Source organism: Exiguobacterium sp. RIT594 (genome assembly GCF_003339585.1).
Lineage (GTDB): Bacteria > Bacillota > Bacilli > Exiguobacteriales > Exiguobacteriaceae > Exiguobacterium_A.
The window spans coordinates 367,407-382,677 of sequence record NZ_QPKF01000001.1 but is presented as its reverse complement, the minus strand read 5'-3'; the positions used below and the strand labels follow the sequence as shown (position 1 = coordinate 382,677).

Sequence of the window (15,271 nt, the reverse complement as noted above, 5' to 3'; positions counted from 1 at the left end):
TTTGTCAGTCGTGTGAAAACCCGATAAGATGAATAAAATATGATTTTTCAGGAGGAATGCTACATGTTTGAGACAACGACTTATGATGGTGATCGGACAAAACAATACGAAATGCTGAATAAACAGCTTGATGCGTTATTGACTGGGGAAACCAATCAGATTGCCAACCTTTCGAATGCAAGTGCCTTACTCGGGCAATTTCTTGACCGGACGAACTGGGTCGGGTTCTATTTAATGGATCCGGAACAAAACGAGTTGGTCCTCGGTCCATTCCAGGGACTGCCGGCGTGTGTCCGGATTCCGCTCGGACGGGGAGTTTGCGGAACTGCTGCTCAGGATCAGACAACACAACTCGTCATGGATGTCCATGCGTTCCCGGGACATATCGCCTGTGATGCGGCCACTAATTCGGAAATCGTCGTACCGTTGATCAAAGACGGAAAAACGATCGGCGTCCTCGACATCGATAGTCCGGAACTCAATCGCTTCGACGAAACGGATCAAGCCGGTCTTGAAGCATTCAGTGAAATTCTTCTTCGCCATATTTGATTGACAGCAGGAATCAGCAGACGTATACTTGTAAAAGTGCAGAAATGATAACGATAGCGGTCAAATCGCTTACGTATCACATTTCATGACTCGGCTTTGCCGGAGGGGCATCGTGTAACTTTGCTATCAAGCGAGGGTGCCACATCATGAAATGGGCGTAACGTGGGTTTGATGGCGTTATTATTTTTATGCAAATAATAACGAACACTAAGGAGGAGTCTTATTATGGCTCGCTATACAGGTCCAGCTTGGAAACTTTCACGTCGTCTCGGTATCTCACTTACTGAAACAGGAAAAGAAATCGCAAAACGTCCGTACGCTCCAGGACAACACGGTAACAGCCGTCGTAAAATGTCTGAGTACGGTCTTCAACTTCAAGCGAAGCAAACGCTTCGTCACATGTACGGAGTAAACGAACGCCAATTCAACCGTATCTTCAACGATGCTGGCAAAATGCCTGGTATCCACGGTGAGAACTTCATGTTCTTACTTGAAGCACGTCTTGACAACGTCGTTTACCGTATGGGTATGGCTCGTACACGTCGTGCTGCTCGTCAGCTCGTCAACCACGGTCACATCCAAGTTGATGGCGCTCGCGTCGACATCCCGTCGTTCCGCGTGAAACCAGGTCAAACGATCTCAGTTCGCGAAAAATCAAAGAACTTTGTCGTTATCAAAGAAGCACTCGAAGTTGCACCAGCAACTAAAGACTTCGTTACTTTTGATGCTGAGAAGCTCGAAGGAACGTTCGTCCGTCTTCCAGAGCGTTCTGAATTGAACGATCAAATCCAAGAACAACTCGTCGTTGAGTACTACTCACGTTAATCAGTTGTTTCAAGCATCCACTCCGGTGGGTGCTTTTTTTGTGTTTCCCTTTTTCTTTTTTTGTGTTAACCTTTATTTTATATTGGTTAACACAAAAACATAGAGGACGTGTCATCTTATGAAAACAAAAGATCTTACATTTATTGCTTTAGGTGCTGCCATCATCTCCGCGGTCAGCTTATTGCCGCAACTTCAACTCGTCGGTCCGGTGCCGATTACACTCCAGATGCTCGCCATCATGACGGTCAGTGCGATTCTCGGTGCGAAACGCGGCGGACTGGCTGTTCTGATTTTCTTACTGCTTGCTGCTGCCGGTCTTCCGTTGCTCGGTGGAAAAGGCGGTCTCGCTCCGTTCGTCGGTCCGACGGTCGGTTATTTAATTGCTTTTCCGATTGCTGGTTTCTTCATCGGTCTCGTGGCCGAAAAGACCCGTCGGTTCCTTCCGCTGTTCATCGGGATGCTCATATTCGGACTCGGGCTTGTTTACCTGCTCGGTACGTTCGGTTTAATGGCGGTCTTGCATCTATCGTTCTTTGATGCCCTGACAATCAACACTCCGTTTATTCTCGGAGATGTCCTGAAAGCATTGCTCGCAACAACGATTGCCGTCCGGTTACTGCCTCTCCGTTTATTCCGTGTCGCTTAAACAAAAATAACGCTGACGAATGTCGTCAGCGTTATTTTTTTACGCGTGCTCGAGCACGAAGTATTTCTTTTTCCCGCGGCGGATGATTGTAAAATCACCTATCGCATCCTGACGTGTAATTTCTTTCGTTAATTCCTGTTCCCGATCCCCGTTGATGTAAATCGCACCGTTCGTCACATCTTCACGGGCTTGACGCTTCGACGGACTGATTTTGGCTTCGACAAGGATATCGACCAGGTTTGTTGCCTCTCCCAATGCAAAACGAGGCATTCCTTTAAAGGCATCGGCGATATCTTCCGCTTTCAACGATTTAATTTCACCGCTGAACAATGCTTTTGTAATCCGTTCCGCCTGTTCAAGTGCGTCTGCGCCATGAACGAGAACTGTCATTTCTTCTGCCAACCGGCGTTGTGCAACTCGTTTTTCAGGTGCCGTGTCGACTTCCTGTTGCAGGGCATTGATTTCGTCATGTGTCAGGAACGTAAAGTATTTTAAGAACTTGATGACATCCAGATCGTCGACGTTAAACCAAAACTGGTAAAACTCGTACGGTGTCGTTTTATCGGCATCGAGCCAGACTGCGCCGCCAGCTGTTTTTCCGAATTTTTGACCATCCGATTTCGTAACGAGAGGCACTGTGATTCCAAAAGCCTTTTGATCGTGACCGACACGGCGAATCAATTCCATTCCTGCCGTGATGTTCCCCCATTGGTCACTTCCACCGACCTGCAGGCGGCACCCTTCATTTTCGTACAGCTTTAAGAAATCAAATGATTGCAGCAACATGTAGGAGAACTCTGTGAACGAGATTCCGTTTTGCAGACGTGAGTCAACGGAGTCCTTCGCCAACATGTAGCTGATCGGGAAATGTTTCCCGATGTCGCGCAAGAAATCAATGATTGTCAAATCCTTTGTCCAGTCAAGATTATTTGCAATCGTTACGGGATTTTCGCCATCAAGCGGTAAAAAGCGTGACAATTGTCCTTTAATCCGGTTGGCGAATTCTTCGACGATATCCGATGTATTCAATGAACGTTCTGTCGAGCGGCCACTCGGGTCACCAATCATTCCCGTCGCCCCTCCGACTAGTCCAATCGCATGATGTCCCGCCTGTTGGAATCGTTTTAACACAAGAATCGGCAGCAAGTGTCCGATGTGGAGCGAATCTGCCGTTGGATCAAATCCAGTGTATAGTGTCGTCGGACTTTCAAGTAATTCTTTAATTCCTTCTTCGTCTGTCATTTGACTGATCAATCCGCGAAACTCTAAATCTTCCAGTAACGTCATCTGTCTTCCCCCTAAAATAGTCTAAAAAAAACCGTCCCCTCGTCTGAACGAAGGGACGGAATATTCCGTGGTACCACCCTAATTGCATGAACCTCATGCCACTTAGATTGCCGATAACGGGGCAGACCGCCTGATTTCTCAAGAAGCTCCTGGAAGCGTAATTCATGAAGCGCTATGTCCTAGTTCGCAGCACCACTAGGTCTCTGATACAGGGAGCGGTTCATTACTTTTTTCCAATCACAGCTGATTCTACTATACATTTGATTAAGATGTTTCCATGATACGTTGAAGCAGAATCCACTGTCAAGCCATTTTCTAATACTTCAGTTATGGTATAATACGTCTATCTGTGATTTAATGTTAATTTACACCCAAGTTTAAGATGTAAAGGAGATCATTTATGCGCGAGAACTGGTTCAAGTTTTGGAATCATCCCCGGACGAAAGCCGTTCGGCACTGGTCAAATATCACATACGACGTTTCTTGGAATATCATTTTATTCCTCATTATAGGGGTCCTGTTGGTCGGAAGTTTTTCTGTCGGAGCAGCTGGCGGCTATTTCGCTTCGCTTGTCAAAGATACGAAAGCACCGAAACTGACAGAAATGAAACAACAAGTAAACAGTTATGCCATTACGAGTGAGATTTATTGGGGAAGTGGCGAAAAGCTGACGAACATTGCCACGGACGAAGAACGTCAACCTGTCAATATTAAGGAGATTTCTCCTTATCTGCTTGATGCGGTCCTCTCAACGGAAGATGTTGATTTTTACGAGCATGATGGAGTCGTCCCAAAAGCCACATTACGTGCCGTCTTACAAGAGGTGACGAACTCGTCTTCCCGGACAGGCGGAAGTACGTTGACACAACAGCTGATCAAAAACCAAATCCTGACGAATGAAGTCTCGTTTGAACGGAAAGCCAAAGAAATCATTTTGGCTCTTCGTCTCGAAAATGCGATGACAAAAGATGAGATCCTGCAAGCTTATCTGAATGTCGTTTCGTTTGGTCGAAATTCACTTGGGCGAAACATCGCCGGAATCGAAGCAGCGTCGCGTGGTGTGTTTAACAAACCGGCCAAAAAATTGACGTTACCACAAGCTGCTTTCCTCGCAGGTATTCCAAAAAATCCTTACTACTACACACCTTATCTTCAAGGTGGAGTAGTCAAAAAAGATTTGACGCCGAGTACCAACCGAATGAAAACAGTCTTAAAGCGAATGTATGTCGCGAAAAACATTACAAAAGCACAATATGAGAAAGCTGTAAAATACGATATTACAAAAGATTTTTCCAAAACATCGAAACGTTCCCGTGATACGTATCCGTATGTCTATGATTTAGCTGAAAAAGAAGCACTTAAAATCATGACGAGCTATTTCATGAAACAGGACGGGATCAAAGAAGATGAGGTTAAACCTTCTGAACTTGCCGAAGTCAAAGCCAACTACCGGGATCAGGCGATGATTGCCATGAAACAAGGTGGATATAAAATCTATTTGACATTGGATAAAAAGATTCACGAAGCGATGCAGACACCGGCTAAAAATGGGGCTAATTTCCCAAGTGCGCCGCAATACAAACAAGTCGTTAATCCAAAAACGAAAAAGACAGTCACGAAAAAAGATCCGGAAGAAACCGCTGCTGTCATGGTTCAAAATGAAACCGGTCGGATTTTAGGATTTGTTGGTGGACGTTATACAGATGGAACAGCGGATGACTTCAACCGTGCTTTCCAGGCGAAACGTCAAATCGGTTCGACTGCTAAACCAATTCTTGTGTATTCGAACGGAATTGAAAATGGATTAATCACGCCGGCATCGACCATCAATGATGAAGAATATTATTACCAGACCGTTCCGCGTCAACCAGGTGATAATCCGATTAATAACGAAGGCGGACGTTACCGCGGAAACGTCACCGTACGCGAAGCATTGGAATTGTCTCTAAACGTTCCTGCCGTTAAGACGTACGAGAAAATGAACATGTCGAATTCGATTCAAAAGTTAGTCGATATGGGAATTGAAATTCCGGATAATATCCGCTATGCCCCGTCTGCTGCTTTAGGAACGATGGAAATTACACCGGTCGAACTTGCCGGTGCTTATGCAACACTTGCCAACTACGGTGAATACGTCAAACCGTATGTCATTTCGAAGATTACAAAAGACGGTAAAAACATCTATAAAGCAAAATCAAAGAAAAAGCGTATCTACCAAGATCGTACCGCTTATTTGACGCTTGATATGATGCGGGGTGTCTTTGATAAAGGAACGGCGCAGTATGCCAATTCATTACTCAAGGTACCTGGTGATTGGGCAGGTAAAACCGGGACGACGAATGAAATCAAAGACTCGTACCTTGTTGGTTCAACACCTGGTGTCACGCTTGCCGTCTGGACGGGACATGACCAAAACAACTCATTGATGGGTGCAACCACGTACTATCAACGGACACAAAATCTTTGGGCTCAAATGGCGAATCTGACGTATAACGCAAACAGCAGTTACTTTAAGTCAGGTGCCCGATTCAATCAGCCGGCCTCTGTCAGTCCAGATGACTTCAAAAACACCGGTCGTTTCAAAGAGGAAGACCAAAAGAAAAAAGAAGCGGAAGCGAAGAAAAAAGCAGAAGCAGAAAAGAAAAAACAAGCCGAACAGGATAAACAGAAAGCGGATGAAGCGAAAGCCAAAGCGGACGCAGATGCCAAACAGAAAGCGGACGATACAAAAGCCAAGGCCGACGCGGATGCCAAACAGAAAGCAGATGAAGCAAAAGCGAAAGCCGATGCGGATGCCAAACAGAAAGCAGATGAAGCAAAAGCGAAAGCCGATGCAGATGCCAAACGTAAAGCAGACGAAGCAAAAGCGAAAGCCGATGCAGATGCCAAACGTAAAGCAGACGAAGCAAAAGCGAAAGCCGATGCGGATGCTAAACGTAAAGCAGACGAAGCAAAAGCGAAAGCCGATGCGGATGCCAAAAAGAAAGCGGATGAAAAGCAGAAAAACGCTGAGTAATCCAAGTTCCTTCACTAAAGCATCGACTCTAAAAAGAGTCGGTGTTTTTTTAGTTCCCGCTCAAAACCAAAAACAGGACCACCTGCTTCCGATTTTTCCGGAAATAAGTGGTCTGTTTTTTGTAAGATAAACTTAGTCTTCCATCGTCGAAAGATCTCCCGTTTCAAGATTCAATTCCCAAGCCTTTAAGACACGACGCATGATTTTACCGCTGCGTGTTTTCGGCAGTTTATCACGGAAGTCGATTTCGCGAGGAGCCGCGTGAGCTGCCAGCCCCTCCTTGACGAATTTTTGGATTTCCTGTTTAAGTTCTTCTGTCGGCTCATATCCATCTCTTAGCGAAATGAACGCTTTGATGATTTCACCACGAACCGGATCCGGTTTCCCGATGACACCCGCTTCTGCAACAGCCGGATGTTCGACCAGGCGACTTTCGACTTCGAATGGTCCAACACGTTCTCCGGCAGTCATGATTACATCATCGACACGACCTTGGAACCAGAAGTAGCCTTCATCGTCCATATAGGCCGAATCACCTGATACATACCATCCTTTAAAGAAATACGACTCGTACTTTTGCGGATTGTTCCAAATTTGACGCATCATCGACGGCCATGGTGTTTTTAACGCTAAATTCCCCATCCGGAAAGGAGGTAACTCATTTCCTTGATCATCTACAATCGCCGCCTGCGTTCCCGGAATCGGTTTCCCCATCGATCCTGGTTTGATGTCCATTGATTTGTAGTTACAGATCATCATAGCACCCGTCTCCGTCATCCACCATGTATCGTGAATACGTTGATCGAAAGCTTCTTTTCCCCACCGGATGACTTCTGGGTTAAGTGGTTCTCCGACCGAAAGGACATGCCGTAAACTGGACAGATCATGCGTATTCGCAACTTCCGCCCCGGCACCCATCAACATCCGGAAAGCAGTTGGTGCACTATACCATACGGTCACTTTATATTTCTCGATGACACTGTACCAGAAGTCAGGATTAAATCGACCGCCAACGACAACATTCGTCGCACCGTTCAAAAAAGGTGCAAAGATACCGTAGCTTGTTCCTGTGACCCAACCTGGATCAGCTGTACACCAATAAACATCTTCTTCTTGTAAGTCGAGGACCCAACGTCCTGTCATCATATGTTGAATCATTGCGTTCTGAACATGCAAGACGCCTTTCGGTTTACCGGTCGAGCCTGATGTATAATGAAGAATCAAACCATCTTCCCGGTCCAGCCAGACCGGTTCAAACGATTCAGACGCTTGATGGAACGACTGTCGGAAATCCTTGATTTTATCATCTTCCTCTACGTCTTCATCAACTAAGAGAATCTGTTCGAGTGATGTCAGCTCATCAACAGGAACACGTGGTAATAGTGCTTTTGTCGTAATCAACATTTTCGCTTCCGAATCCAACAAGCGATCGCGGACTGCTTGTTCCATGAAAGCTTCAAATAACGGGCCGACGATCGCGCCGACTTTCAATGCCCCCAGTAATGCAAAATACAATTCGGGCGAACGTGGCATGAAAATGAAAATCCGATCTCCCGCTTCGATACCCGCATCTTTTAGGACGTTGGCCGCTTTATTTGTCATTCGTTTCATATCAGCATACGTAAACGTTTGCTCCGTTGTCCCGTCAAAATAAATCAGCGCCGTCTTATTGGCACGTTCACCTTCTGCATGACGATCGATTGCTTCGTAGGCCATGTTGACTTTCCCCGTCGTCGACCACGAAAAATATTGTTCCGCTTCTTGCCAATCGTATGAATCTGAACCATCATATTCGGATAACCAATGCTTCCCCGGAAGCGCTTTCAAAACTTTCATGTCTCGTTCCTCCCCTTCGCTGTTCTCTCCTACATTATAAGCTAGTTAGCCTGTAGTTCAATCAATTTGCCGTCAATTTGTTAAAAAATCCCTCTCTTTCTTTCTCTGCTTTCGATTATAATGAACAGGAAGGTGGTGACGCTTACATGTTTGAAAAACAATTCAATCATCGTACTCATGAAACATCGCTTGGTCCAGTAGAAATCGAAGGACCGGTCACAAGCCAGGTACTTGCTACTTATACACTTGATCCAGGTCTAACAGCTTTCCGGCAACCTGCGGAACAGCATGAAGCACTCGTTGAAATTGCCGCTTTGGAAGAAGGACGTATCATCATCGCCCGGCAAGGAAATGACATTATTGGCTATGTAACATTTCTATATCCCGACCCTTATGAGACATGGAGCGAGGGGAATAATCCGTATATATTGGAACTCGGTGCCATCGAAGTAGCGGCCCGCTTCCGGGGACAGCAAATCGGAAAAAAACTCTTAGAAGTTTCGATGCTTGATCCAGCAATGGAACAGTATTTAATTTTAACGACAGAATATTATTGGCATTGGGATTTAAAGGGAAGCGGTTTGTCCGTCTGGGATTACCGTAAAATCATGGAAAAAATGATGAACTACGGTGGGCTGGTCTTTTTCCCGACGGATGATCCAGAAATTGCCTCGCATCCCGCCAACTGTTTGATGGCACGAATCGGTAAACATGTCGCACCTGAAGTCGTCGCACATTTTGATGCGTTACGGCTCCGTCGTCGCTTCATGTACGATTAAGGAGGGTTCGTATGTTAATCGAACAAATCATGAAGACACATTGTATCACTATCCAACCTACAAACTCGATTGCTCACGCTGCTGAGTTGATGCGCCGTCACCAAATTCGGCATTTGCCTGTGACGAATGCCCGAAAGGAACTGTTAGGCTTGATTGGTCTACAGGAGATGCAAAGTGCCAGCAGTGTGTTTCACCCGGAAACTTTTTTAAAGGATCAACAAAATGCGGTGTCAAGCATCATGCAACGAACACCGATCACGGCTCACCCTCTTGATTTCATCGAAGATGCGGCGGTCTTATTTTATGAACACCGCCTGTCCTGTCTTCCGATTGTTCGGGGACGTCGCTTGGTCGGTTTAATAACAGAAACGGACCTGCTCCGGACCTTCGTCCAATTAACCGGTGCACTTGAACCGAGTTCACAAATTGAAGTCCGTGTCGAAAACACGGCAGGAACACTTGCTAAAATCGCTGGACTCCTGGCGAAAACAAACGTCAATATCTTAAACGTCTTAGTCTATCCGACAGATGATCCATACGTTCGGATCGTTGCTTTTCGTGTCCAAACGATGAATCCGATTCGTGTCATCGAAAAATTACGAAAGGAAGGATTTGACGTGGTTGGTCCTGATATGAGCCGATGAAAGAGTTTGCTTATGTATACAGCAAAGAAGAGGCCGCTTACCGGTTCTCCGACTCCCATCCGTTTAATCCGATCCGACTTGAATTAACCCTGTCCTTATTGGAAGCAAGCGGTGCCCTCGAGAACGTCGACTGCGTCGTCCCCCGTCCGGCAACAGACGAGGAATTATCGTTGATTCATGATCCGGATTACATACAGGCGGTGAAACTCGCAGGACACGGCGAACTTTCTCCGATGAAGGCGCAAATGTACGGATTAGGAACCGAAGACACCCCGCTTTTTGACCGGATGCATGAAAGTGCAGCCTTGCTCGTCGGCGGAACGATTGAAGCATGCGAACTCGTCCTGTCCGGTCAATACCGGCGGACATTCCATATCGGAGGCGGACTGCATCACGGCTTTCGTGGACGGGCTTCCGGCTTTTGTATCTACAACGATACTGCCGTTGCGATGGCAGCCATGATTCAAAAATACGATTGCCGGATTTTATATGTCGATACCGATGCCCATCACGGTGATGGTGTTCAGTGGGCGTTTTATAACCGGGCGGATGTCATGACATTGTCGCTTCACGAAACCGGGCGTTATTTGTTTCCAGGAACCGGAATGGTGACGGAGCGTGGTGCAGAGGAAGGTTATGGTTGGAGCTGGAACGTTCCCTTTGACGCCTTTACGGAAGATGCTTCTTTTTTACATGCTTATCGAACCGTCCTGTTTGAAGCGTGCGAACTCTTTAAACCGGATCTGATCATTACTCAAAATGGTGCGGATGCGCATGCCCTTGACCCGTTGACCCATCTGTCGTTAACGATGGAAAGCTACGAACAGATTCCTCAAATCGCTGTTGAGGCTGCTGACCGGTACACAGACGGCCGGATTGTAGCTTTAGGTGGCGGCGGTTACGATTGGTACCGCGTCGTCCCTCGCGCCTGGAGTCAAGTATTTGCTGCTTTAACGAATCAATCTCCTTTCCACGGGAATCTTCCGGAAGAATGGATTCAGCGATGGCAAAAAGAGAGTCCGAATGTTCCGGTGACATGGGCCGATCCCGTTCCGCTGTATCCGATGATTCCTCGTCGTCCGGAAATCGAAGAAAAAAACTGGGAGACCGTTAAACGATTACTGTGGCCGTTCATCGATGATTCTAAAAAAGAACACTTATCGTTCTCCTCCCCTTATTCAAATGATTAAAAATGTCTTGTTCTTTTCACAATTACTTCGTGGGCATTTCACAAGTTCTTGTTATACTGAATAAGCTTTCATTACTTTATTTAGTAAACGAAAATTGGGGGAATCCGTGTTGAAGAAAAAAACAATAGGCTTCATGGGGATGTTTTTCGCGACAGGACTTTTGCTTGCCGGATGCGCGAATGACAAACAAGCAATGGATCACGATACAATGCAAGGCTCGGGAAAAAAACCGGTCGACGTTACAGTTGATGTACCGGCGAAGACGATGGAAAACCAAAAAGTAGTTTTCCAAGCGACAGCACTTGAAAACAAAAAGGCTGTTAATCTGGAAAACGTAGCTTTCGAAGTCTGGAAAGCGGATGAAAAAGAAGCGGTTCATCAAAAGTTTAAAGCGGCATTAAAAAAGACAGGTACTTATCAAGCCGAAGCCAAGCTTGCCGAAGGCGAATACGAAGGTCTTTATCATATCAATGATAAAAACGGACTCCACCATATGGATAAGATCTCATTCGTCGTCATGGATCACTCGCACGAAGACACAAAAAAGAAGAAGACTGAACATGCACATGACGCTACCGTTGAAGGATTATCCGTTCATTACATGGGCGCTAAAACAATGAAAGCCGGGTCAAAACTTCCCGTCTCCTTTCATGTTTTCCTAAACGGCAAACCGCTCAAGGCAGATGTTCAAATTGAAGTCATCGAACCCGGTATCGAAAAACATACGTATCTGCCGCTCACTAAAAAATCGGATCAATACGTAGGTGAAGTCTCATTGACACATCCAGGAGAGAGCATCGTCCGACTTCATGTCGAGAACGATCAATTACACCATCACCAAGACCAAACGATCGTCGTTAAACGATAAAAAAAGTCTGTTTCTTTTCCAATCGGAAAGGAACAGACTTTTTTAGATCAAGAACGTGTAGAATCCCGTTGTTCGATTCGGTGTGGTAAGGTCACATCGTTTGTCTCGATTTCTTCTTTATTGAGGATTTTCGTCAACAAACGCATGGAAACGGCTCCGATATCATACATCGGTTGAACGACCGTCGTCAGTTTTGGACGAATCATCGTCGCAAGACGCGTGTTATCATGACCGATGACTTCAAAGTCTTCTGGAACTTGATGACCGGCATCTTGAAGAGCATGAATGACACCAAGCGCCATTTCGTCTGTCCCTGCAAAAATCGCACGCGGACAAGCATCCCCGAGTTCAAGTAATTGGTTCATCGCCTTCATACCTGAATCATATGTGTAGTTTCCAAGGACAACGTTTTGCTCATCAAACGGTAAATTGGCTTCTTCCAAGGCGCTCCGGTAGCCGGCAAATTTCTTTTCGCCATTAATTTGTTGTTCCAGTGGCCCAGTAATGAATCCGATCCGTTTATGACCATTGTCAATCAGAGATTTTACAGCATCATGTGCAGCACTTTCGTAATCAATATTAACGGCCGGCAAATCATAATCTTGGTTTAAAGTAGCCGCCAATACAATCGGAACAGGTGATGTTTTAAATTCACGGACAAGATCTTCATGAAGACGCCCGCCCATGAAGATGATTCCATCGACTTGTTTACCAAGTAACGTATTCAACAAATGAATTTCTTTTTCAGGATTTTGATCTGAGTTACATAGGATGATATTGTACTTATACATCGTTGCAACGTCTTCAATTCCCCGCGCTAAATCTGCAAAAAAGATATTTGAAATATCCGGTACGATAACCCCGACAGTCGTCGTTTTCTTACTGGCAAGACCTCGCGCGACGGCATTCGGACGGTAGCCGAGCTGGTCGATGGCATCCTGTACTTTTTTCCGTGTCGACGGTTTGACGTTCGGATTTCCATTCACTACACGCGAGACGGTCGCCATGGAGACGGCGGCTTCCCGTGCGACATCATAAATCGTTATATTACTGTTCAAAACAAATTCCTCCTTATTTTAGACAACCTTTTTGTTTTCATTCTTGTTTTCATTTTTAGGCAACACGAAAGGAAGACAGGAAAAGATAACTTTCTTTTCCCATTCTTCCCTCATTGTAAAACGTTTTCATTCGCTAAAGAACAGTCTTTTTAGAAAATCATTGAACGTTTAGTGCCGGAAAAGTAGAAGTCAGATTCTCGATGAACGAATCGAACTCATTAAAATCTAATTGTTGGTTTGCATCCGATAACGCAAGCGCCGGAAACGGATGGACTTCTACCATAACGGCATCAGCTCCGATCGCATACGCTGCTTTTGCAGTCGGAAGAAGTAAATCTTTACGGCCCGTCGAATGGGTTACATCGACCATGACCGGAAGATGCGTTTCTTGTTTGAGAATCGGAACGGCGGAGATATCGAGTGTATTGCGGGTCGCCCGTTCATACGTCCGAATTCCGCGTTCGCATAGGATCACCTGTTCATTTCCGCTTGCCATGATGTATTCCGCAGCGTACATGAATTCTTCAAGTGTAGCCGATAAGCCCCGCTTCAACAGCACCGGCTTGTTCGTCCGCCCTACTTCTTTCAATAAGTCAAAGTTCTGCATGTTGCGGGCACCGACTTGAATGATGTCTACGTAAGGAAGTGCTGATTCGACCGCGCTTGGCGTCATGATTTCAGAGATGACATGAAGACCATGCGCATCAGCTGCTTTTTTCAACATCTTTAATCCCTCTAATCCAAGACCTTGGAAATCGTATGGTGATGTCCGTGGTTTGTAAGCACCGCCACGCATGAATCGAACACCATGTTTCGCCAGTTGCTCTGCCACCTCAAACACCTGTTTTTCACTTTCGACTGCACATGGACCGGCAATCAATTGTTGGGAACCATCACCAATCACATCATCCCCGATGCGAATGATTGTATTCGTCGGTTTTTGTTTTCTCGAGACTAACAACTTCCGTGTCCGATCCTCCCCTTGAAGTTCAAGTGAGGCTTTAAAAATTTCTTTAAATACGTGCTGTAGGCGTCCTGTTTCAAATGGACCATGATTGCTCGCTGCAATCGATTCAAGCATCTGGCGTTCACGGACCGGATCATACCGGTCGATTCCCTGGGCACGTTTAACTTCACCAATTTCAACCGCTATTTCCCCTCGTTTATTAATTAACGCCAGCAACTCAGCGTTCACTAAATCAAGTTCATCCCGTAAACGTTTCAATTCTGCATGTTGATCCATTCTTCTACCACTCCCTAATCAGCATATAGCTCGTAATAGCAACTAATTATAGCGAACTCTTTTGCAATTGTATATAAAGAAAGCGTACTACCCTTTAAAAGTCAGGCAGTACGCTCCGATTCTTTATTTTTTAGGTTTCTTTTCATGGCTTAATTTTGACTGAGGATCGTTATCCTCATCTTCTGAATCATCCTGCTCTTCTTCGAGATGCTCACGGAAATCCGACAGTTCTGCAACGGTTTCTGTATCGAGTTGTTCTGCGACAGGTGCGCCGTCCACTTCATCCCCGATTTCACGTTCGATATCACGGACCAATTGTTCCGCTTCTGCAAGCGCAGCATCAATGCTCGATTGGTCTTTTTCAAAACCGGCATATTGCGCCGCTTCCTGGACTGTCGGATTCTTTTTCGCTTTTTCAATGACAGGTGCTGCTTTATCTTTTGCTAATTGAATCCATTCGCCTACGAGTGGTTCTGCTTTTTCGCGAACGACCTGTGTCTGTTCGTTTAAACGTTGGCGTGCCGGTGCTGTCCGCTCATCAAGCATTCCGCGCATTTCACGACCCGATTTCGGACTTGATAATAAAGCCGCTGCTGCGCCGATTAGTCCACCGACGATGATGCCGGCAAGGAATCCGCCACCTTTAGAAGTATCTTGTGCTTGGTATGGATGTTGTTTTGTCATTATGAACGATCTCCCTTCAACTCATCTGGAATACTCTCGACATCCGGGACAGAAACGATTTCCGGTGTAACCGGTGTTTCTGCTTTTTTACGGAAGCGACGACGCGGTTTCTTTTCGACTGTTGTTGTAGCTGTTGTCGAAGAGGTCACGTCTTGGCCTGGTTCAGGCTTATTTTTTTTAAACAGTTCAACCGCGACTGATCCCCAACGGACAGCTTGTGCGATTTGTTCTTTGTTTGTATCGGCAGCACCTGCGACCGTGTCAGACACAGTACGAACTGAATCTGTTACTTTATTGAGCGATGTTCCGAGTTCTTCGATCGAGTTCGCAACCGGTGCAAGTAATTCTGTTTTTTCTTCAATCGTATCGACAAGACGGTTCGTTTTGTGTAACAACGCTGTCGTCTCCATCATGATGCCGTCTAATTGACGCTCAAGCCCTGCTGTCGTATCTGCTACGTTGTTAAGTGTCTTGCCTGCTGCGCTCAATACGCGTGCGAGGAAGATGACGAGTACTACGAATGCAATCGCAGCAACCAGTCCGGCAATTCCGCCTAATGTAATTTCCATGGTTCGTGCCTCCAATTTCTTTTGCTAGTGTCTAGTTGGTAGTTCGACGTCGGAGAAGTTGTTCCTGCTACTCCAAA

Annotated in this window: 14 protein-coding genes and 1 other annotated feature; of the genes, 8 read left to right on the top strand and 6 right to left on the bottom strand. The window is 45.9% G+C overall.

Annotation, left to right across the window (positions count from 1 at the left end; genetic code table 11):
• Positions 1–63: 63 nt before the first annotated feature.
• The 3 genes from DVG79_RS01910 (at position 64) to DVG79_RS01900 (ending at position 2,020) form a co-directional block, all read left to right on the top strand.
• On the top strand, positions 64–549 hold the full coding sequence (locus DVG79_RS01910) for a GAF domain-containing protein (protein WP_114595241.1): 486 nt from the start codon (positions 64–66) through the stop codon (positions 547–549).
• 225 nt (positions 550–774) lie between these two features.
• Entirely contained in the window at positions 775–1,374 is a 600-nt protein-coding gene (gene rpsD, locus DVG79_RS01905) for a 30S ribosomal protein S4 (protein WP_012371102.1), read from the top strand.
• A gap of 118 nt (positions 1,375–1,492) precedes the next feature.
• A complete protein-coding gene (locus DVG79_RS01900; RefSeq protein ID WP_114595240.1) occupies positions 1,493–2,020 on the top strand; it encodes a biotin transporter BioY in 528 nt (175 codons plus the stop codon).
• A 39-nt stretch (positions 2,021–2,059) separates the two neighbouring features.
• Here the strand turns inward: DVG79_RS01900 and tyrS are convergent, their stop codons facing one another.
• Positions 2,060–3,307, bottom strand: a complete 1,248-nt coding sequence (gene tyrS, locus DVG79_RS01895) for a tyrosine--tRNA ligase (RefSeq protein ID WP_114595239.1) — start codon at positions 3,305–3,307, stop codon at positions 2,060–2,062.
• Between the two features lie 48 nt (positions 3,308–3,355).
• Positions 3,356–3,557: a binding site (T-box leader), on the bottom strand.
• A 150-nt stretch (positions 3,558–3,707) separates the two neighbouring features.
• On the opposite strand from tyrS, the gene DVG79_RS01890 reads away from it, so the two are divergent.
• Positions 3,708–6,323, top strand: a complete 2,616-nt coding sequence (locus DVG79_RS01890; protein ID WP_114595238.1) for a transglycosylase domain-containing protein — start codon at positions 3,708–3,710, stop codon at positions 6,321–6,323.
• Positions 6,324–6,455: 132 nt separating this feature from the next.
• Here DVG79_RS01890 and acsA read toward each other — a convergent pair whose 3' ends face one another.
• Complete coding sequence (gene acsA, locus DVG79_RS01885; protein ID WP_114595237.1) at positions 6,456–8,159, bottom strand: acetate--CoA ligase; 1,704 nt, start codon at positions 8,157–8,159, stop codon at positions 6,456–6,458.
• A 146-nt stretch (positions 8,160–8,305) separates the two neighbouring features.
• On the opposite strand from acsA, the gene DVG79_RS01880 reads away from it, so the two are divergent.
• From DVG79_RS01880 to DVG79_RS01865, 4 genes are all read left to right on the top strand, one after another.
• Positions 8,306–8,938: a GNAT family N-acetyltransferase gene (locus DVG79_RS01880; RefSeq protein ID WP_114595236.1), complete on the top strand. Its 633-nt coding sequence runs from the start codon at positions 8,306–8,308 to the stop codon at positions 8,936–8,938.
• Between the two features lie 11 nt (positions 8,939–8,949).
• The gene (locus tag DVG79_RS01875; RefSeq protein WP_114595235.1) at positions 8,950–9,582 is read left to right on the top strand and encodes an acetoin utilization AcuB family protein; all 633 of its coding nucleotides are present in this window, start codon (positions 8,950–8,952) and stop codon (positions 9,580–9,582) included.
• Complete coding sequence (locus DVG79_RS01870) at positions 9,579–10,772, top strand: acetoin utilization protein AcuC (protein WP_114595234.1); 1,194 nt, start codon at positions 9,579–9,581, stop codon at positions 10,770–10,772. The genes DVG79_RS01875 and DVG79_RS01870 overlap by 4 nt, the downstream gene beginning before the upstream one ends.
• Positions 10,773–10,878: 106 nt before the next feature.
• Complete coding sequence (locus DVG79_RS01865) at positions 10,879–11,640, top strand: FixH family protein (RefSeq protein ID WP_114595233.1); 762 nt, start codon at positions 10,879–10,881, stop codon at positions 11,638–11,640.
• A gap of 47 nt (positions 11,641–11,687) precedes the next feature.
• Here DVG79_RS01865 and ccpA read toward each other — a convergent pair whose 3' ends face one another.
• The 4 genes from ccpA to DVG79_RS01845 form a co-directional block, all read right to left on the bottom strand.
• Complete coding sequence (gene ccpA / locus DVG79_RS01860; RefSeq protein ID WP_114595232.1) at positions 11,688–12,698, bottom strand: catabolite control protein A; 1,011 nt, start codon at positions 12,696–12,698, stop codon at positions 11,688–11,690.
• 157 nt (positions 12,699–12,855) lie between these two features.
• Positions 12,856–13,941, bottom strand: a complete 1,086-nt coding sequence (locus DVG79_RS01855; RefSeq protein WP_114595231.1) for a bifunctional 3-deoxy-7-phosphoheptulonate synthase/chorismate mutase — start codon at positions 13,939–13,941, stop codon at positions 12,856–12,858.
• A 123-nt stretch (positions 13,942–14,064) separates the two neighbouring features.
• The gene (locus DVG79_RS01850) at positions 14,065–14,625 is read right to left on the bottom strand and encodes a YtxH domain-containing protein (RefSeq protein ID WP_114595230.1); all 561 of its coding nucleotides are present in this window, start codon (positions 14,623–14,625) and stop codon (positions 14,065–14,067) included.
• On the bottom strand, positions 14,625–15,194 hold the full coding sequence (locus DVG79_RS01845) for a DUF948 domain-containing protein (RefSeq protein WP_114595229.1): 570 nt from the start codon (positions 15,192–15,194) through the stop codon (positions 14,625–14,627). The genes DVG79_RS01850 and DVG79_RS01845 overlap by 1 nt, the downstream gene beginning before the upstream one ends.
• Positions 15,195–15,271 lie beyond the last annotated feature (77 nt).